This window comes from Polaromonas sp. CG_9.11, assembly GCF_015752225.1.
GTDB lineage: Bacteria > Pseudomonadota > Gammaproteobacteria > Burkholderiales > Burkholderiaceae_C > Polaromonas.
Map to the genome: position 1 here is coordinate 16,878 of NZ_JADOVE010000024.1, position 18,020 is coordinate 34,897.

Annotated in this window: 17 protein-coding genes; 14 read left to right on the plus strand and 3 right to left on the minus strand. The window is 61.2% G+C overall.

Going from position 1 to position 18,020, the window contains the following annotated elements; genetic code table 11:
* Positions 1–386 precede the first annotated feature (386 nt).
* A complete protein-coding gene (locus IWX85_RS17245; RefSeq protein ID WP_196870544.1) occupies positions 387–3,749 on the minus strand; it encodes an Rne/Rng family ribonuclease in 3,363 nt (1,120 codons plus the stop codon).
* Positions 3,750–4,339: 590 nt separating this feature from the next.
* Between IWX85_RS17245 and IWX85_RS17250 the strand changes: the two genes are divergently transcribed.
* The 4 genes from IWX85_RS17250 to IWX85_RS17265 are packed head-to-tail and all read left to right on the plus strand — an operon-like array spanning position 4,340 to position 7,729.
* Positions 4,340–5,533, plus strand: coding sequence for an RluA family pseudouridine synthase (locus tag IWX85_RS17250; protein ID WP_036804977.1), 1,194 nt, complete (start codon positions 4,340–4,342; stop codon positions 5,531–5,533).
* Positions 5,534–5,587: 54 nt separating this feature from the next.
* Positions 5,588–6,247 (plus strand): HAD family hydrolase, encoded by a 660-nt coding sequence (locus IWX85_RS17255; RefSeq protein ID WP_196870545.1) that lies wholly within the window; start codon positions 5,588–5,590, stop codon positions 6,245–6,247.
* A 15-nt stretch (positions 6,248–6,262) separates the two neighbouring features.
* Positions 6,263–6,628 (plus strand): Rieske 2Fe-2S domain-containing protein, encoded by a 366-nt coding sequence (locus IWX85_RS17260; RefSeq protein WP_081932764.1) that lies wholly within the window; start codon positions 6,263–6,265, stop codon positions 6,626–6,628.
* Between the two features lie 21 nt (positions 6,629–6,649).
* Positions 6,650–7,729 (plus strand): S49 family peptidase, encoded by a 1,080-nt coding sequence (locus IWX85_RS17265; protein WP_196870546.1) that lies wholly within the window; start codon positions 6,650–6,652, stop codon positions 7,727–7,729.
* Positions 7,730–7,795: 66 nt separating this feature from the next.
* On the opposite strand, the gene IWX85_RS17270 is transcribed toward IWX85_RS17265, so the two are convergent.
* Together IWX85_RS17270 and IWX85_RS17275 are read right to left on the minus strand one after the other, a co-directional pair.
* Positions 7,796–8,560: an SAM-dependent methyltransferase gene (locus tag IWX85_RS17270; protein WP_196870547.1), complete on the minus strand. Its 765-nt coding sequence runs from the start codon at positions 8,558–8,560 to the stop codon at positions 7,796–7,798.
* Complete coding sequence (locus IWX85_RS17275; RefSeq protein WP_081932353.1) at positions 8,557–9,228, minus strand: Maf family nucleotide pyrophosphatase; 672 nt, start codon at positions 9,226–9,228, stop codon at positions 8,557–8,559. Before IWX85_RS17275 ends, IWX85_RS17270 begins: the two co-directional genes overlap by 4 nt.
* Positions 9,229–9,253: 25 nt before the next feature.
* On the opposite strand from IWX85_RS17275, the gene IWX85_RS17280 reads away from it, so the two are divergent.
* The 10 genes from IWX85_RS17280 (at position 9,254) to fabF (ending at position 18,003) form a co-directional block, all read left to right on the plus strand.
* Positions 9,254–9,826, plus strand: a complete 573-nt coding sequence (locus tag IWX85_RS17280) for a DUF177 domain-containing protein (protein ID WP_196870548.1) — start codon at positions 9,254–9,256, stop codon at positions 9,824–9,826.
* Between the two features lie 226 nt (positions 9,827–10,052).
* A complete protein-coding gene (rpmF, locus tag IWX85_RS17285) occupies positions 10,053–10,235 on the plus strand; it encodes a 50S ribosomal protein L32 (RefSeq protein WP_011802449.1) in 183 nt (60 codons plus the stop codon).
* Between the two features lie 85 nt (positions 10,236–10,320).
* Positions 10,321–11,433 carry a phosphate acyltransferase PlsX gene (plsX, locus tag IWX85_RS17290; protein ID WP_036804964.1) on the plus strand — a complete coding sequence of 371 codons (1,113 nt, stop codon included), beginning with the start codon at positions 10,321–10,323 and terminating at the stop codon, positions 11,431–11,433.
* A gap of 4 nt (positions 11,434–11,437) precedes the next feature.
* The gene (locus tag IWX85_RS17295; RefSeq protein WP_036804962.1) at positions 11,438–12,415 is read left to right on the plus strand and encodes a beta-ketoacyl-ACP synthase III; all 978 of its coding nucleotides are present in this window, start codon (positions 11,438–11,440) and stop codon (positions 12,413–12,415) included.
* 51 nt (positions 12,416–12,466) lie between these two features.
* Positions 12,467–13,867 (plus strand): exo-alpha-sialidase, encoded by a 1,401-nt coding sequence (locus IWX85_RS17300; protein WP_231379907.1) that lies wholly within the window; start codon positions 12,467–12,469, stop codon positions 13,865–13,867.
* Positions 13,845–14,486, plus strand: a complete 642-nt coding sequence (locus IWX85_RS17305) for a hypothetical protein (RefSeq protein ID WP_196870550.1) — start codon at positions 13,845–13,847, stop codon at positions 14,484–14,486. The genes IWX85_RS17300 and IWX85_RS17305 overlap by 23 nt, the downstream gene beginning before the upstream one ends.
* 90 nt (positions 14,487–14,576) lie before the next feature.
* Complete coding sequence (gene fabD, locus IWX85_RS17310) at positions 14,577–15,527, plus strand: ACP S-malonyltransferase (protein WP_196870551.1); 951 nt, start codon at positions 14,577–14,579, stop codon at positions 15,525–15,527.
* Positions 15,524–16,270, plus strand: coding sequence for a 3-oxoacyl-ACP reductase FabG (gene fabG, locus IWX85_RS17315; RefSeq protein WP_196870552.1), 747 nt, complete (start codon positions 15,524–15,526; stop codon positions 16,268–16,270). Before fabD ends, fabG begins: the two co-directional genes overlap by 4 nt.
* 171 nt (positions 16,271–16,441) lie before the next feature.
* Positions 16,442–16,681 (plus strand): acyl carrier protein, encoded by a 240-nt coding sequence (gene acpP, locus IWX85_RS17320; protein ID WP_011802442.1) that lies wholly within the window; start codon positions 16,442–16,444, stop codon positions 16,679–16,681.
* Between the two features lie 74 nt (positions 16,682–16,755).
* Positions 16,756–18,003 carry a beta-ketoacyl-ACP synthase II gene (gene fabF, locus IWX85_RS17325; RefSeq protein WP_036804952.1) on the plus strand — a complete coding sequence of 416 codons (1,248 nt, stop codon included), beginning with the start codon at positions 16,756–16,758 and terminating at the stop codon, positions 18,001–18,003.
* Positions 18,004–18,020 lie beyond the last annotated feature (17 nt).

Here is an 18,020-nt window from a genome sequence, read left to right on the forward strand (position 1 = left end):
AGGCATTGCGGTGCCGCTAAAGAAAAAAACCGCGTATTGGCAATCACCACATATAAAAAACAGTATTTTGCTTCTGAATCAATAGCTTGTGGTGCAGATGCAGACTGCGGAAGAAGCCTTTTTGATATCTAACATTCGTTCGAGAGCCAGGGTGGTTTCGCTCTACCCCATACCGCGCTTCTGCGCAGGCAAGTTCCTGCCGGAAGGCCGGAAATCACGGGGCGCCCTAGACACGAAACCCACGAGAGCCCCGTGAACGCGCCATCCGCCTGAACCCGGCCGCTTTGACCGCGAAAAAAAAAGCCGCATCCCGTGGGATGCGGCCTTGGCAGCTGGGCTTTGCATGACCTCCCGTTTCAGGAACTCAAGCTGCCCGGCGGGTCAGGTCAGTCGGCCGATTTCTCGAATGGCAGTGGCATGCTGCCCAAGTCGCGCTTGGTCTCGACCAGCACCAGGGGCGCTGCTTCCAGGACCACCGGCGCAGGGCGCTCGCGGCGTACCGTGATCGGCTTGACTTCAGCGGCGATGGCAGCCTGCGCTTCGGCAATCCTGGTGGCGTCGGAATTCACCCACTGCAGTCCTGAACCCTCAGCCACCTGAGCCAGGTCCTGCAAAGGCAGGTCGTAAGACTGAACCTTGGGCAGGCTGCCGGCTTTGGCTTGCAGTGCCGCAGTTGGCACTGGTGCTGCGTGCATGCGCTCCGAAGTTGGTGCCGGTGCCGCGACAGGCAGCGCGGTGGCCGGTGGCACTGGCGACACAGTAGCGACAGGCGCTTGGGTGAGTGCAGCCACTGGAAAAACTTGCGGTGCTACCAATTCAGGCGTCACGGACGCTTGTCCATCCTGCGGATAAGGCGGATTTGGCTCAAAAACGCTGGTCTTGACTACGGTTTCCCCGCCTTGCACGGCTGGCTCGCCACGGTCACCCCGCTCGCGACGTTCGCGGCCATAGCGGTCACGGCTCTTGCGTTCGCGTGGCTGGCGCTCTTGGCTTTCTTCCTGGCTTTCAGGACGCGCCTGCACGTCGGTCGATGATGACAGCGGTGCTGGTGCATTGCCTGCTTCGTTCAAACCGGGCAGGCCGGACACAACCGCCGGATGCGCCGCATCGAAACTGTCAGCCTGCGCGCCTGCAACTGGTGCGGCAGCCCCGTCGTTGCGCTCGTCCCGGTGCTCGTTGCGACGGCTGGAGCGTTCGCCTCCCCGCTCTCCGCTCCGTGGATTGCGTTCACGGCGCCCTTCGACCGGCGGCTGCTCGCTGCTGCCTTCGGCACGTGCTTCGTTGCGCGCTTCGTCGCGTCCGCCGGTTGGGCGGCGCTCGCCGTCACGTCCGTTTTCCTCGGCCGGCCGTTCCTGGCGAGGTGCCGCGACGTCGCCACCCATGGCGGCAGCCATGGCCGCCTGGTTGGCCAGTGCCAGGTCCTGCTCGACGGCATCGCGCGGAATGCGCTCGCCGCGTTCAGCCCGGTCGCTGCGCTCGGGTCGCTCGGCACGGCCTTCACGGGTCCGGCCGCGCTCGCCACCACGGCTGTCGCGGACCTGGCCCGGCGCTTCATTGCGCGGCTGGGATTCGCTGTCGCCACGACCTTCGCTGCGGTTTTCTGCACGGAATTCACCGGTTGGACGCTCCTGGCGGTCTTGTCGCTCTTGGCGTTCTTGTCGCTCGGGACGGCCAGCCTCGATGCGGCCTTCCGGGTTGCGTTCACGGCGCTGCTCGCCGCCACGGCTGTCCGGACGTGCTTCGCCGCGGCCTTCTGGCGCGGCGCCCTCAGGACGTCCGCGGCCGCCACTGCGCCGGCCATCGTTCCGGCCGCCGTCACCGCGGCCACCGTCATTCCGGCTGCCTTCAGGGCGACCGCCACGTTCCGTGCGGCCGCCGCGCTCGGACCGCTGTTCACCACGTGCTTCGCCGTACCGGCCTTCGCGCGACGCAGCCTCTTGTGTCGCATCCCTTTTCACTTCCCTGAGGACGGGCGCGGGCGCCGCTGCCGGCTCGGGTGTTTCGGCCATGCTGAACAGGTTCTTGATCCAGCCAAACAAGCCCTTTTCGGCGGGCGCAGGCGCCGGCACATGAACCGGGGGCGCAGGCGGCGCCTTGGCTGCCACAGGGGCGACAGCCACCGGCTTGGGCGGTGCCATCGGGGCCGGCGCATCGGGCAGCACGCCTTTGATGATCGGTTCCTGCTTGTTGTGCTTTTCCTGGCTGCGGCGCGTCACGGTCGTGGCGTCGTCGGCTTCGTCGGCCATCTTGTAGCTGGCCTCGATGTTGTCCAGGCGCGGGTCGTCGTGCTTGAGGCGTTCCAGCTTGTAGTTTGGCGTTTCCAGCGTCTTGTTGGGCACCAAGAGCACGTTGATGCGCTGCTTCATCTCGATCTTGCTGATTTCCGAACGTTTTTCGTTCAGCAGGAAAGACGCCACATCGACCGGCACTTGGCACAGCACCGAAGCCGTGCTGTCTTTGAGCGACTCTTCCTGGATGATGCGCAGGATCTGCAGCGCCGAGCTTTCGGTGTCGCGGATATGGCCAGAACCGCCACAGCGCGGGCAGGGGATGGACGCGCCTTCCGACAGGGCAGGGCGCAGCCGCTGGCGGCTCATTTCCATCAGGCCGAACTTGCTGATGGTGCCAAACTGCACCCGGGCGCGGTCTTGCCGCAGCGCGTCGCGCAGCCGGTTTTCCACGTCGCGGCGGTTGCGCGACTCTTCCATGTCGATGAAGTCGATGACGATCAGGCCGCCCAGGTCGCGCAGGCGCATCTGGCGCGCCACTTCGTCGGCGGCTTCCAGGTTCGTGCGGGTGGCGGTTTCCTCAATGTCGCCGCCCTTGATGGCGCGGGCCGAGTTCACATCCACCGACACCAGCGCTTCGGTGTGGTCGATGACGATGGCGCCGCCCGAAGGCAGCTGCACGGTGCGGGCATAGGCCGACTCGATCTGGTGCTCGATCTGGAAGCGCGAGAACAGCGGCGCATCGTCGCGGTAACGCTTGACGCGGTGCTCGTGCTCGGGCATCACATGCGCCATGAACTGTCGCGCCTGCTCATAGACATCGTCGGTGTCGAACAAAATGTCGCCGATGTCGCTGTTGAAATAGTCGCGGATGGCGCGGATCACCAGGCTCGATTCCTGGTAGATCAGGAAAGCGCCCTTGCCGCCCTTGCCGGCGCCATCGATCGCGGTCCAGAGCTTGAGCAGGTAGTTCAAGTCCCATTGCAGTTCAGGCGCGCTGCGTCCGATGCCGGCGGTGCGCGCGATGATGCTGGCGCCGGCCGGGTATTCCAGCTTGTCCATGTTTTCTTTGAGTTCGGCCCGGTCTTCGCCCTCGATGCGGCGCGACACGCCGCCGCCGCGCGGGTTGTTGGGCATCAGCACCACATAGCGGCCGGCCAGCGAGACAAAGGTGGTCAGCGCCGCGCCTTTGTTGCCGCGCTCTTCTTTCTCGACCTGGACCAGCAGTTCCTGGCCTTCGCGGATCACATCGCTGATGCGCGCCTGGCTGACCGACACGCCTTGCGCAAAATACTGCTTGGAGATTTCCTTGAATGGCAAAAAGCCGTGGCGGTCTTCGCCGTAATCGACGAAGCAGGCTTCGAGCGACGGCTCGACGCGGGTGACGACGGCCTTGTAGATGTTGCCTTTGCGCTGCTCGCGCCCTTCAATTTCAATTTCGTAGTCGAGGAGTTTTTGTCCATCGACAATCGCCAGGCGGCGTTCTTCGGCCTGGGTGGCATTGACCAGCATGCGTTTCATGAATGTTCCTAACTGTTCTTCGTTCTAAAGCCCAAAAATGGCTGAACGACGCCGTGAACAACGCAATGCGAACGTGGGGAATTGCCGGAGAGCTTTTGACAGCAAGCGGGCCGACCGGTTGTCGGTCGGCCCGTGTCAGTCTGGGCGTAGGCGCGTGGATGGAGTGAGCAGGTATCTGACAGGGTTTGCTACAAAATTAGTAGCTGTTTGCGCCCGATGTACAAGGGCTAAAGGCTGATTTATGCCATAAAGCAGGGCCAGGAGGCGCCGCAGGCAACTAAAAATCAGACTGACCCGTGTTGTCATCAGAGGGTTACCCGTTAAAAGACTTGATCTCAGCTGGATCCGAATGCAGTCTTCGGTCCGTGACCTGAAGCTGCATCCCTTGGTATTCCGTGGTTGAATTCGCAAAGCATCGACTCGTCTGCAAGGCAATTCCCTTGCCGCGAGGTGCCTAGCACGCGTCGCTTGTGGGCCATTGCCACCAGTGGCATCGACTTTCCAGCGAGGCTGTTCGCAGACCTTTTCAGGGGCTTTGGATTGGTGTGGACTAAACTCCAGACAAATCAACTACTTACAGCGTATCGCTAGTGAAACACATTATAGGGGCAGCTTCTGGCAAGGCAAAACGCCCGATAAAAGCGCCATTCAGCCCCGTTCCTGCAGCGGTCCCACCAGTCCTCCAAGTCATGCCAGCCCCAACCCTTGATGCAGCGGCAACCGTGCCGCAAGCCACGCTGGTCACGGTCGACGAGGACTATGCGGGCCAGCGGCTCGACAATTTCCTGATTCGCCAGCTCAAGGGCGTGCCCAAGACCCATGTGTACCGCATCATCCGCAGCGGCGAAGTGCGCGTCAACAAGGGCAGGGCGCATGCCGACACCCGTGTCGAGGCCGGCGACATCGTGCGCCTGCCGCCAGTGCGTACCTCGGAGCGAGCGGAGCAAAAAGCCCAGGTCATGCAGCGCGTGATGACCGAAGTGGCGCGCCACGGCGCCAGCTCGACCGTCGGCGGCTATGCGCCCGCCGCTGAATTCCCGATCCTGTTCGAGGACGACTTCCTGCTGGCCATCGACAAGCCGGCCGGTGTGGCCGTGCATGGCGGCAGCGGCGTGAGCTTCGGCATCATCGAGCAGCTGCGCATGGCCCGGCCCGAGGCTGATTTCCTGGAACTGGTGCACCGTCTGGACCGCGAAACCAGCGGCATCCTGCTGATCGCCAAGCGCCGCATGGCCTTGAAGCTGCTGCAGGAGCAGTTCCGCGAACGCGAAACCGACAAGGTCTATCTGGCGCTGGTCAGCGGCAACTGGCCCGTCAAGCTGCGCGTGATCGACAAGGCGCTGCACAAATACCTGCTGCCCAACGGTGAGCGGCGCGTCAAGATCGTCGCCAACGACCATCCCGATGCCATGCGCTCCGTCACGCTGGTGAAGATGAAAAGCCAGATTGCCGCCAATCCGCTAGCGCCCGACACGCCGTTCAGCCTGCTCGAAGTCACCATCAAGACCGGACGCACACACCAGATTCGGGTCCACCTGGCAGGGGAAGGGCATCCGATTGCCGGCGACGACAAGTACGGTGATTTCGAGCTGAACAAGGTACTGCAAAAAAGCAGCCTCAGCTCGCCCTCGTTGAAGCGCATGTTTCTGCATGCCTGGAGCCTGAAGTTCAACCACCCCAAGACCCGCAAGGCCGTCCAATTGCAGGCAGCCTTGCCGGTGGAACTGCAGCAGTTCCTGCCTTACCGCACCGCCGAGGCTTCTGCGGAAGCCGGAGATTCCTGAAAAATTGCGCGGCAGATCACGCATCGGGCATGCCGTCCAGCGACAATCTGGTCTATGCATACCCGAAATTTTGAACTGATTGCCTTTGACTGGGACGGAACGCTGTACGACTCGACCCAGATCATCGTGCGCTGCATCCAGGCAGCCGTTTGCGATGTGGGCGGCCGGCAGCCGACCCAGCAAGCCGCTGCCTATGTCATCGGCCTGGGCCTGATGCAGGCGCTGGTCCATGCCGCGCCCGACGTTCCGCCCGAGAAATACCCGGAGCTCGGCGAGCGCTACCGCCACCACTACGCCACTCATTTCAATGACCTGAGCCTGTTTGACGGCGTCTTGCCGCTGCTCGACGCGCTCAAAGCAGGTGGCCATTTGCTAGCGGTGGCGACCGGAAAATCAAGGCGTGGGCTTGACGAAACCCTGCAAAACGTTGAACTCAAAGGCGTTTTTGACGGCTCGCGGACCGCCGACGAAACCGCTGGCAAGCCCGACCCGCTGATGCTGCATGAACTGATGGCGCAGTTCGACCTCCCTGCCAGCAGGATATTGATGATTGGCGACACCACCCACGACCTGCAGATGGCGCTGAACGCCGGCTGCGCCAGCGTCGGCGTGAGCTACGGCGCGCATGAACCGTCCACTTTCACCGTTCTGAATCCGCTGCATGTGGCACATTCGGTGCAGGACCTGCACCAATGGCTGCTGGCCAACGGCTGAATGTGGCTTGACGCCATGGACGAGGCGCTTCCGCTTTGCAACAGCCGCGAGTTGGCGGACGGCGGGCTGGCCGTGGGATTTGACGTGGTGTACGCCGGCCAGACCTGCCGCGCCTTCGCCATCCGTTTCCAGGGTCTGCCGCAGGCCTACTTGAACCGCTGCACCCATGTGGCGATGGAGCTGGACTGGCTGCCCAACCGGGTATTTGACGACAGCGGCCGGTGGCTGCTGTGCGCCAGCCACGGCGCGGCCTACCGGCCCGATACCGGGCAGTGCGTTGGCGGTCCGTGCCGCGGAGGATTGGTCAAGATCATGCTTTCCGAGCGTGAAGAGATTGTCTATTGGCACGCCACCTACAACCTCAAGCCCTTGCTGATTTGAATACTTCTCTAAACTAGCCCCATGAACGATTCCAACCAACCCGGCAACCCCGACCCTTCCTTTGATCCGTCCCGGGAGCCTGGGTTATCGCCCGACCTGCCGCAATCCCCCGCCCCGCAAACGAAAGAGGCTGCCGAATTGAAGGGGAAGTACGCTGCGGCAGACGCGTCCGGCGTTCCCGGCTGGGAGAAGGCGACCCTGGAGAAACTGGTTTTTGCCACGCTGAACGAGCAAAGGGCTACGCGCCGCTGGAAAACCTTCGTTCGCCTGTCCTGGCTGCTGTTTTTTGTCGTCCTGCTGTGGTTGGCGCTGCAGCGCGGTACCCCGGCCATCGACGCCAGCGTTCCGCACACCGCCGTGATCGAGATCAAGGGTGAAATTGCCCAGGGTGCCGATGCCAGCGCCGAGTTTGTCAATGCCGCCTTGCGCACGGCCTTTGAGGATGAGGGCTCCAAGGCCATCGTGCTGCTCATCAATTCGCCAGGCGGCAGCCCGGTTCAGGCTGGCATGATGAATGACGAGATCCTGCGTCTGAAAGCCAAGCACAAGAAGCCGGTCTATGCCGTGGTGGAGGAAAGCTGCGCCTCGGCGGCTTATTACATCGCCGTGTCTGCCGACCAGATATTCGTCGACAAGGCCAGCATCGTCGGCAGCATCGGCGTGCTGATGGATAGCTTTGGTTTTACCGGTCTGATGGACAAGCTCGGCGTGGAGCGCCGTTTGTTGACGGCCGGTGAAAACAAGGGGTTTCTCGATCCCTTCAGCGCGCAAAGCGACAAGCAGCGGGCCTTCGCCCAGAGCATGCTGGACCAGATTCACCAGCAGTTCATTGCGGTGGTCAAGAATGGTCGCGGCAGCCGCCTGAAGGAAACGCCCGAGATGTTCACCGGGCTGTTCTGGAACGGGCAGCAGGCGGTGGAACTCGGCCTGGCTGACCATCTGGGCAACCTCGACTATGTGGCCCGCGAGGTCGTCAAGGTGGAGGAAATTATCGATTACACGCGCCGCGACAACGTGGCCGAGCGCCTCGCCAAGAAGTTTGGCGCCGCGCTGGGCGAGGGCGCCATGAAGGCCTTTCAGGCGATTCCCGTGCTCCGCTAAAAAAGAGGAGTCAAAAAAGCCCGCGCAGGTCGCGGGCTTTTTTTATGGTGCGATTGGAAATGTCAGTTACCGGCCAATGCAGAATACGGTAGGCAGATCGAGCGGCAGCACCGGCTTGTCGCGTTTCCACTGGCTCGCCAGCGCACTTCGCGATACACCGCTGCCCAGCGTGATGCCGCAACTCAGGGCGAGACGGGTATTGCCCTGCAGCGTTTGCAACAGGCCTTGCAGCAAGGCAGCATTGCGGTAAGGGGTTTCGATGAAAATCTGCGTCTGGCCGGTCTTCAGGGCCAACGATTCGAGTTCGCGTATGCGCTGTGCCCGACCGGAAAGGTCTTGCGGCAGGTAGCCGACGAACGCAAAGTTCTGTCCGTTCAGTCCGCTTGACGCCAGTGCCAGCACCAGCGACATCGGGCCCGTCAGCGCAACCACCTGAATGCCCAGATCATGCGCAGCGCGCACCACCGACGAGCCCGGGTCGGCAATGGCAGGCATGCCGGCTTCGCTGACCAGGCCCATGTCGCGGCCTTCCATGGCGGGAACCAGCAGCGGCCGGGCATCAAATTGGCCGGTGTGGTCGCCTTTCTTGTGGACTTCGCGCGGCAGCTCTTGTATGTGCAGCGCCTGGACCAGCGTGGACAAAGGGTGCAGCTCGTTGATGCGTTTGAGGTAGGCGCGCGTGCTTTTGGCGTTCTCGCAGATCCAGCAGCACAGCCGGGCGGCTATTTCCAGCGTGCCCGGGGGCATCACGTCGTGCAACGGTGCCTGCTCGTCGCAGCCGAAATCCAGCGGCGCCGGCACCAGATAGAGTTTGCCTTTGGCGATGCTCATGGGGCGGCCTTGTGGTTTACCAGCAGGTTGGTGCCTGCGGCCTGGATCATTTTGCAGGTGCGGATCAGCGGCAGGCCGATCAGTGCGGTCGGGTCGTCGCTGTCAATTGATTCGAGCAGCGCAATCCCCAGTCCCTCGCTTTTGGCGCTGCCGGCGCAATCGTAGGGTTGCTCGGCACGCAGGTAATTTTCAATTTCGGCATCGTTCAGGTCGCGGAACTTCACGCGGACTGCCGCCAGGGCGGTTTGCGCGAAACCGCTTTCCAGGCAAACCACCGCCACCGCCGTTTGAAAAATCACGGTCTGGCCGCGCATCTGGCGCAACTGAACGACCGCCCGTTCATGGCTGCCCGGCTTGCCCAGCGCCAGACCGTTGAGGTCCGCCACCTGGTCGGAACCGATCACGACCGCTTGGGGAAAGTTTCTGGCCACGGCGCTCGCCTTGGCCAGCGCCAGGCGTTTGGCCAGCGCATCCGGTGCTTCATGCGGCAGCGGCGTTTCGTCCACCTCGGGCGCGGCCACCTCGAAGGGAATTTGCAGGCGCTGGAGCAACTCGCGCCGGTAGGGGGAGGTGGAGCCCAGGACCAGTGGTCGGCCTGCCGGAGGGTAGGTCGCGGGCAGGTCGGGTTTTTCGGGGAAGGCAGGTGAAGGAAGGGTCGCAGGATTCATGTACTGATTCTCTTACACTGCACACATGTCCAAATTTCATCACGCCACCCGGCTGAACATGCATGCCTTCGCCCAGGAAGGCGTTGCGCTCATCGAAACCATCCCGCTACAAAATATGGAGCGCCTGGCGCAGGAAGCGAATGCGCTAGCGCCTGATTTGATGCTTAATTGGGAAGCCCGGGTCGAGTTGCGCCCAGGCTCGGGCCCAGAGGAAGATATCTGGCTGCACCTGGTGGCCAGCGCATCGGTTCCGCTGACCTGCCAGCGCTGCATGGGCACGGTGGCCACGCCGCTGGCGGTCAATCAGTGGTACCGCTTTGTGGCCACCGAAGCGATCGCCATGGCCGAAGACGACGAGTCCGAGGAGGACCTGCTGGTCATGGAGCCGCACTTCGACCTGCTGGCGCTGCTGGAGGATGAACTGTTGATGGCGCTGCCGCTGGTGCCCATGCATGGCGAATGCCCGGTGGCGCCCGTTATGCAGGTCGGCGAAGACGCGCTGGCTGGCGAGAAAAACGAGATCGGCGAAGAAATCCCCTCCGGCGAAAAACCCAATCCTTTTGCGGTTCTGGCACAGTTGAAAAAGAAAAGCCAGTAGCTGGAATGCGATTTTCAGGGTGCGCAGCTCAAGGGTGGCAGGCCATTTGTGTGACTGCCCCAGCACCCAGCGCAGGATGTCATCCTGTATCGGGCTATAATCCAAGGCTTCGCGTACCAAGGTAGTGATGCTGGCTTCTCTAGCTTGAACAGAGCAATGCAGTTCACCAGACTTCGAAATTTGGTGCGAAATTTACCAACACTATCACCCCTAGCAGGAGCGAATCATGGCTGTCCAGCAAAACAAAAAATCCCCTTCCAAGCGCGGTATGCACCGCTCGCACAACGCACTGAACGTGCCGGGCATTGCCGTGGAGTCCACCACCGGCGAAATCCACCTGCGCCACCACATCAGCCCCACCGGTTTCTACCGTGGCCGCAAGGTGCTGAAAACAAAAGCTGAAGCGTAATTTCACGTTCTAAGCAACGGCCCGCACTCATCCTGCGGGCCTTTCTTTTGCTTAAATTTCTATTCTTGACTGAACCGGTCCGCGCATGATCAGGATTGCTGTCGATGCCATGGGAGGCGATGTCGGTCCTGATGTCACCGTTGCGGCCAGTCTGGCCTTTTTGCGGGCGCATCCGGACGCCGAACTGTTGCTGGTGGGACAGCCCGAGGTGCTTGCAGCCCATCCCCTGCATGCCCAGTTGCTGACCCAGGCCCGATGCGAGATTGTTGCCGCCAACGAGGTGGTCACCATGGACGATTCGATTGAAATCGCCCTGCGCCGCAAGAAGAATTCCTCAATGCGCGTGGCCATCAACCAGGTCAAGGAGGGGCGCGCCCAGGTGGCCGTCTCGGGCGGCAATACCGGCGCGCTGATGGCAATTGCCCGTTATGTGCTCAAAACACTCGAAGGCATAGACCGCCCTGCCATTGCGTCCCAGTTGCCCAATGCAGCAGGAAAGGCTACCACCATGCTCGACCTGGGCGCTAATGTGGATTGCACCGAAGAGCATTTGCTGCAGTTTGCCGTGATGGGTTCGGCGCTGGTTGCGGCCATTGCCGACATCCCCTCGCCGACGGTGGGCTTGCTCAACATCGGGGAAGAAGCCATCAAGGGTGGCGACATGATCAAAAAGGCCGGACGTCTGTTGCGGGCCGCTTCCGATTCAGGCGATATCAATTTCTATGGAAATGTCGAAGGCAACGACATTTTCAAGGGCACGACCGATCTGGTCGTGTGCGACGGATTTGTGGGCAATGTGGCGCTGAAAAGCAGCGAAGGCCTGGCCCACATGATCGGCGATTACATCAAGGCCGAGTTTTCCCGCAACCTGCTGACCAAGATGGCCGCGCTGGTGGCCTACCCGGTGTTGTCAGCCTTTAAAAAGCGCTTTGACCACAGGCGCTACAACGGTGCTGCCTTGCTCGGCCTGCGCGGCCTGGTCTTCAAAAGCCATGGCTCGGCGGACGTCTTTGCATTCGAGCAGGCCTTGGGTCGGGCTTATGATGCAGCCCGGAACAACCTGCTGGAAAGGGTGCGCGAACGCATTGCCCATGCAGCGCCTCTGCTGGTAGCCGCTAGAGCGGCAGTGTCCACCGACGACGCGCAGGCGACTTTCCGTCTGCCTGCCGACTCTCCTGTTTCAACCCCGGCACATTAATCCAATGACCCGCTATTCACGCATCACCGGCACCGGCAGCTACCTGCCGCCAAATCGTTTGACCAATGCTCAACTGGCCGCCGACCTGGCCGCCAGGGGTGTCGAAACCTCTGACGAATGGATTGTTGAACGCACGGGCATCAGCGCGCGCCACTTTGCCGCGCCTGACGTGACCAGCAGCGACCTCGCGCTTGAGGCGTCCAGACGCGCCATCGACGCCGCTGGACTGCAAGCCGCTGACATCGACCTGATCATCGTCGCGACCTCGACGCCTGACATGGTGTTTCCTTCGGTTGCCTGCATCCTGCAGCACAAGCTGGGAATAGCCGGTTGCCCGGCTTTTGACATGCAGGCGGTCTGCAGCGGTTTCGTTTATGCCTTGACAGTGGCCGACGCCATGATCAAGAGCGGCGCGGCGAGCAAGGCACTGGTGGTCGGTGCCGAAGTGTTTTCGCGCCTTCTTGATTTCTCCGACCGCACGACTTGCGTGCTGTTCGGCGACGGCGCCGGCGCCGTGGTGCTGGAAGCCTCGGAAACCCCCGGGATTCTGGCCAGCGACCTGCATGCCGATGGCAGGCATGTCGGCATCCTTTGCGTTCCTGGCCATGTATCGGGCGGTCAGGTGCTCGGCAGCCCGCTCCTCACCATGGATGGCAAGGCGGTCTTCAAGCTGGCCGTCGGGGTGCTTGAAAGCGCCGCTCGGGCCGCCCTTGCGAAGGCGGAACTTACCGAAGACGATATTGACTGGCTAATTCCTCACCAGGCCAACCTGCGCATCATGCACAGCACGGCCAAAAAACTGAAACTCCCGCTGGAAAAACTGATTGTCACCGTGGACCAGCATGGCAACACCTCGGCGGCATCCATTCCACTGGCACTGGACGAAGCGGTGCGCAGCGGCAAGGTCAAAAAGGGAGACATCGTCATGCTCGAAGGCGTCGGCGGCGGTTTCACCTGGGGTGCAGTGCTTCTCAAATACTGAAATGATGGTCCGCTGCCTTCACAGGTGCACGCTTTTCGGGCAGGGGGCTGCTTGAAATCCAGCAAGCCAAGTTTTTCACGCCGTATGGATTTGCTGGCGGCGCTGGCGCTGATGGCGATTTTTCTTTTGGCTGGCTGGAAAATTGCCAGCCGTCTGCCCGCGCCGGATTTTCTATTGCTTTCCCGGCAGAAGGCGTCTGCAACAAGGGTTTTGCCGATTGCGCAGGCCACTGCTTCCGCAGCGCTGGTGCCAGTCCGGCAGCATTCGCCGGATGGCCGTTTCGATTTTGACGCCCGGTTTGTCACTTCTACACCCGGACAGGCTGTGCATGCTGCGTCGCTGGTGGAACTGCTTGACGGCCGTTTGCGCGCTGTATGGTTTTCGGGTTCCCGCGAAGGGGCGAGGGACGTGGTCATCAAGACCTCCGTGATGGACACGGAAAGCCTGCGCTGGAGCGAGGAAACGACGCTACTGGACCGCCAGCATTTGCAACAGGGCTTGTGGCGATATGTCAAAAAAATTGGCAATCCGGTGATTGCCCGAATGCCTGACGATTCACTCATGCTGTGGATGGTCAACGTCTCGGTGGGTGGCTGGGCGGGCAGTTCCATCACCTGGCTACGTTCCACCGACGAAGGCTTGTCCTGGGGCATTCCCAGAAGGCTGGTGACTTCGCCTTTCCTCAATATCAGCACGCTCGCCAAGGGAGCGCCATTTTTTTACCAGGATGGGCAGATCGGCTTGCCGGTGTACCACGAATTCGTGACCAAGTTTGCTGAAATCCTGCGCATCAGTCCCGAGGGACGCGTGCTCGACAAAGTACGTGTTCCCGGCAGCCAGACCAGCCTGCAGCCCGTGGTGCTGGTGAGCAGTGCCAGTCAGGCGCAAATTTACATGCGCTCGGGCCTCAGCACCACCGTGATGGCGTCTGAAACGGCCGATGCAGGCAAAACCTGGTCAGCAACCCATGCTACCGCTTGGCCGAATCCGGATTCGGCGCTGGCCGGTGTCGTGACCCCTGCAGGCCAGCAGTGGCTTGCCTTGAACCCGAAACCCAAAAATCGTGAAATGCTGACACTGCTGCAGGCCAGCGCGACGGGCTCGTTCGAGGGCGCCATTCCGTGGGTCGTGGAATCTTCCCCCACCCCCGAAACGTTTTTGCCAGTCAGCAACTACGAGCGCCTGCTGAGCGACGAACTCCAAAAGCAGGGCGCCAGCCAGGCGCAAATCCAGGCTGATGTTGCCAGCGCCAAACGCCAGCTGTGCGGCCCAGCCACCTGTCTGCAGGAGTTTTCCTATCCCTACCTGCTGCAAGGCCGTGATGGCTATCTGCACCTGGTGTACACATGGCACCGCAGCCGCATCAAGCATGTCCGGCTCGATCCCATGCAAGCCCTTCAACCCGACGCTGCATCGCCAGCTCAAAGCCATGCTGCTTCCGCCGCTTACTGACCTGGTGGCCCTGCTGGGCATTGACTTGGTGCTGTGCGCAGTCGGCCTGCGGCTGCTGAGCGGCCGCAACGGCGTCACCTGGAGTGCCAAATGGGCCGTGATCGCCTGTTTTGTGCTGTTGTGGCTTCCCTTTGGCACAGCGCAACTGCCGCTGCTGGCTTATGTCAGGGGCGTCAGTTCGGACCTGAGCACGACGCTGGTGGCGCTGGCCTGTCTGGACCTGGGCCGGCGCCTGTCGGGCTGTCCTGCCATGGCCTGGCGCGAAGGAATGGTTTTGTCTGTTGCCCTTGCCGTGGCCGCTGTCGTGCTGTACCCAACCGCCTTGGGATGGGGTGACTGGGATGCCTATCGGTCAGGATGGGGGGCGTTTGCCATGCTGGGCATTTTGCTGATGCTATCGCTTGCATGCTGGATTGGCGGCTTACGGCTTTTGCCGGCACTGGTCGGCCTGGCGCTGCTGGCCTGGGTCATAGGATTGATGGAATCAGTCAATCTTTGGGATTACCTGATCGACCCTTGGCTGGCTATTTTGGCCATGATTCAATGCCTGAATACTGGCGTGAGGGGTATGTACCGGTATAGGCTTCGCGCCCCCGCAACACTGTCTTCGCCGCATTGATGCAGCGCAAAAACAACCCCGTTTGCAGGTCATACACCTTTCTACAATGAGCGCAATTCTCACCATGCGATTGATAACCGGAGTCACCATTTGAAATCATTTGCTTTTGTCTTTCCTGGCCAAGGCTCGCAGGCAGTCGGCATGCTGGACGCCTGGGGCGACCATCCCGTCGTGATCCAGACCCTGGCTGAAGCCTCCGACGCACTGGCTGAAGATGTCGGCCACCTCATCAAGGACGGCCCCAAGGAAGCGCTGGCGCTGACTACCAATACCCAGCCGGTCATGCTGGTTGCCGGTGTGGCGGCCTACCGGGTGTGGTTGGCCGAAACCGGCTTGGCGCCCGCTGTGGTGGCTGGTCACTCGCTGGGTGAATACTCGGCGCTGGTCGCCTCGGGCGTGCTAAGTCTGTCGCAGGCGGTGCCGCTGGTGCGCTTTCGGGCGCAGGCCATGCAGGACGCCGTGCCTGTCGGCATGGGTGCGATGGCTGCCATCTTGGGCATGGAAGCCGGCAAAGTCGTTGAAGGTTGCGCTGAAGTTGTGCGGAGCTTTGGTGCCAATACGTTTGAAATCGTGGAAGCCGTCAATTTCAACGACCCGATGCAAACCGTGATTGCCGGCAGCAAGGCAGCAGTGGACAAGGCCTGTGAAATCCTCAAGGCCAGTGGCGCGAAACGGACCTTGCCCTTGCCAGTGTCAGCGCCGTTTCACTCTAGCCTGATGAAGCCTGCAGCCGACAGGCTCAAGGAGCAACTTGCCAGCATCGAGTTTGCAGCACCCCGGATTTCGGTCGTCAACAATGTTGATGTTGCCGTCGAAACCGATCCCGACCGCATCCGTGATGCGCTCTACCGGCAGGCCTTCAGTCCGGTGCGCTGGGTCGAATGCGTACAAGCCATCAGGGTGCTCGGCTTGACGACGCTGGTCGAGTGCGGACCGGGCAAGGTTCTGGCGGGTCTGGCGAAACGGATTGATCCGGAATTGACCGGGGTGCCTTTGTTTGATCCTGCTTCCCTGGCTGCTGCGAAGGAGATGCTGGCATGAGCGAAATCAGGTTTGAAGGACAGGCGGCGCTGGTGACGGGCGCCTCGCGCGGCATCGGCGCAGCCATTGCGCTGGAACTTGCCAAAAGGGGTTTGAAGGTGACCGGCACTGCCACTACCGACGAAGGCGCTGCAAAAATCAGCCGTACGCTGGCGGCCTACCCGGGCTGCTCTGGACAGGTTCTCGATGTGAACGACGGGGCCGCTGCCGAGGCGCTGGTCAACAGCATCGTGACCGAGTTTGGCGGCTTGCAGGTGCTGGTGAACAATGCCGGCATCACCCGCGACATGTTGGCCATGCGTCTGAAGGACGACGACTGGGACGCGGTACTCGACACCAACCTGAAAGCAGTGTTTCGCATGAGCCGGGCCGTGATGCGCAGCATGATGAGGCAACGCTATGGTCGCATCATCAGCATCACTTCGGTGGTGGGCGCCTCGGGCAATGCCGGCCAGGCCAATTACGCCGCTGCTAAGGCCGGTGTTGCCGGCATGACGCGTGCGCTGGCGCGCGAACTCGGATCGCGCAGCATCACCGTCAATTGCGTGGCGCCCGGCTTTATCGAAACCGACATGACAGCCCGCTTGCCCGAGGAACAGCAAAAAGCGTTGCTTGGACAAATTCCGCTGGGCCACCTGGGCAAGCCGCAGGACATCGCGCATGCCGTGGCTTTTCTGGCGAGTCCGCAGGCCGCTTACATCACGGGGCAGGAACTTCACGTCAATGGCGGCATGTATATGTAACAGCGGTAGAGGTTCAGCTGCTGGTTCGGCAACTTGACCTGACAAGCCTCTGCATGACAGTGGTAAAACACAGGAAATCGACGCCGGTTTTTATCCGTCCGGCCCGGTGCTTGGGAAGACAATCCCAACGCGGTAAAATCACGGATTAATTTACAACCCTCAGAGGGATTTATGAGCGATATCGAAGCACGTGTTAAGAAAATCATTGCCGAACAACTTGGCGTTGAAGAAGGTCAAGTTACCAGCGAAAAGTCCTTTGTGGCTGACCTGGGCGCTGATTCCCTTGACACCGTAGAGCTGGTCATGGCACTCGAAGACGAGTTTGGCATTGAAATTCCCGACGAAGACGCCGAGAAAATCACCACTGTCCAGAACGCGATTGACTACGCCAACACCCATCACAAGGCCTAAGGCATTCGCGCCTTTGCCGTCAACTACCTGAAAAACCAGTTTCGGTCTTTCAGGTTTTTTTCCAGGATTACTGAATGAGCCGTCGTCGTGTCGTCGTCACAGGTCTGGGTTGTGTCAGCCCGGTAGGAAATACCGTGGCTGATTCCTGGGCCAATGTGCTTGCCGGAACACCCGGTATTGATCTGATCACCCATTTTGATGCAAGCAACTTGGCCTGCAAGTTCGCAGGCGAAGTCAAGGGATTCAACATCGCGGATTACATCCCCGAGAAAGAAGCTCGACACATGGACCGCTTCATCCATCTGGGACTGGCTGCGGCCTGCCAGGCGGTGGCTGACAGCGGTTTGCCGACCGGCGATGCCCTTGGCGACGACTTGGCAACCCGCATCGGCTGCAACATCGGCTCAGGCATTGGCGGCTTGCCGCTGATAGAGCGTATGCACGGCGAACTTGTGGAGCGCGGCCCGCGCCGCATTTCACCTTTCTTTGTACCGGCCACCATCATCAACATGATCTCCGGACACGTGTCTATCAAGTTCGGTTTCAAGGGGCCCAACATTGCCGTCGTGACCGCCTGCACCACCGGGCTGCATGCCATCGGGCTGTCGGCGCGGATGATCGAGTACGGCGACTGCGATGTCATGGTTGCCGGGGGTTCCGAAGCGACCGTGTCGGCCTTGGGTGTAGGTGGTTTTGCAGCGGCCCGGGCCCTGTCGACCCGCAACGAAGACCCGAAAACAGCGTCGCGCCCTTGGGACCGTGACCGCGATGGTTTCGTACTGGGCGAGGGCAGCGGCGTGGTCGTGCTCGAAGAATACGAACACGCCAAGGCGCGCGGCGCCAAGATTTACGCTGAAGTGCTGGGCTTTGGCATGAGCGCCGATGCCTTCCACATGACGGCTCCCGACATTGATGGCCCGCGCCGCTCCATGGCGATGGCCCTGAAGAATGCCGGCGTCAATGCCGACCAGGTGCAGTACCTCAATGCGCATGGCACGTCTACGCCGTTGGGTGACCTGAATGAAACCAATGCCATCAAGGCAGCCTTTGGCGCCCATGCCAAGGACCAGTTGGTGGTCAGTTCGACCAAGTCCATGACGGGCCATTTGCTGGGCGGTGCTGGCGGCATTGAATCGGTGTTCACCGTGCTTGCACTTCACCACCAGAAAATTCCGCCGACGATCAACCTGTTCAATCAGGACCCCGAGTGCGATCTGGATTTCTGCGCCAATACCGCGCGTGATGCCACTATCGATATTGCCGTCAAAAACAATTTCGGCTTTGGCGGAACCAACGGCACGCTGGTATTCAAGCGCGTCTGAGAGTAACAAGGCTTTCT

What these genes read in the sequence shown, in the direction of transcription:
- IWX85_RS17245 (WP_196870544.1), bottom strand. Translation starts at nt 3,749, where the DNA reads ATGAAACGCATGCTGGTCAATGCCACCCAGGCCGAAGAACGCCGCCTG.
- IWX85_RS17255 (WP_196870545.1), top strand. Translation starts at nt 5,588, where the DNA reads ATGCATACCCGAAATTTTGAACTGATTGCCTTTGACTGGGACGGAACG.
- IWX85_RS17260 (WP_081932764.1), top strand. Translation starts at nt 6,263, where the DNA reads ATGGACGAGGCGCTTCCGCTTTGCAACAGCCGCGAGTTGGCGGACGGC.
- IWX85_RS17265 (WP_196870546.1), top strand. Translation starts at nt 6,650, where the DNA reads ATGAACGATTCCAACCAACCCGGCAACCCCGACCCTTCCTTTGATCCG.
- IWX85_RS17270 (WP_196870547.1), bottom strand. Translation starts at nt 8,560, where the DNA reads ATGAGCATCGCCAAAGGCAAACTCTATCTGGTGCCGGCGCCGCTGGAT.
- IWX85_RS17275 (WP_081932353.1), bottom strand. Translation starts at nt 9,228, where the DNA reads ATGAATCCTGCGACCCTTCCTTCACCTGCCTTCCCCGAAAAACCCGAC.
- IWX85_RS17280 (WP_196870548.1), top strand. Translation starts at nt 9,254, where the DNA reads ATGTCCAAATTTCATCACGCCACCCGGCTGAACATGCATGCCTTCGCC.
- rpmF (WP_011802449.1), top strand. Translation starts at nt 10,053, where the DNA reads ATGGCTGTCCAGCAAAACAAAAAATCCCCTTCCAAGCGCGGTATGCAC.
- plsX (WP_036804964.1), top strand. Translation starts at nt 10,321, where the DNA reads ATGATCAGGATTGCTGTCGATGCCATGGGAGGCGATGTCGGTCCTGAT.
- IWX85_RS17295 (WP_036804962.1), top strand. Translation starts at nt 11,438, where the DNA reads ATGACCCGCTATTCACGCATCACCGGCACCGGCAGCTACCTGCCGCCA.
- IWX85_RS17305 (WP_196870550.1), top strand. Translation starts at nt 13,845, where the DNA reads ATGCTGCTTCCGCCGCTTACTGACCTGGTGGCCCTGCTGGGCATTGAC.
- fabG (WP_196870552.1), top strand. Translation starts at nt 15,524, where the DNA reads ATGAGCGAAATCAGGTTTGAAGGACAGGCGGCGCTGGTGACGGGCGCC.
- acpP (WP_011802442.1), top strand. Translation starts at nt 16,442, where the DNA reads ATGAGCGATATCGAAGCACGTGTTAAGAAAATCATTGCCGAACAACTT.
- fabF (WP_036804952.1), top strand. Translation starts at nt 16,756, where the DNA reads ATGAGCCGTCGTCGTGTCGTCGTCACAGGTCTGGGTTGTGTCAGCCCG.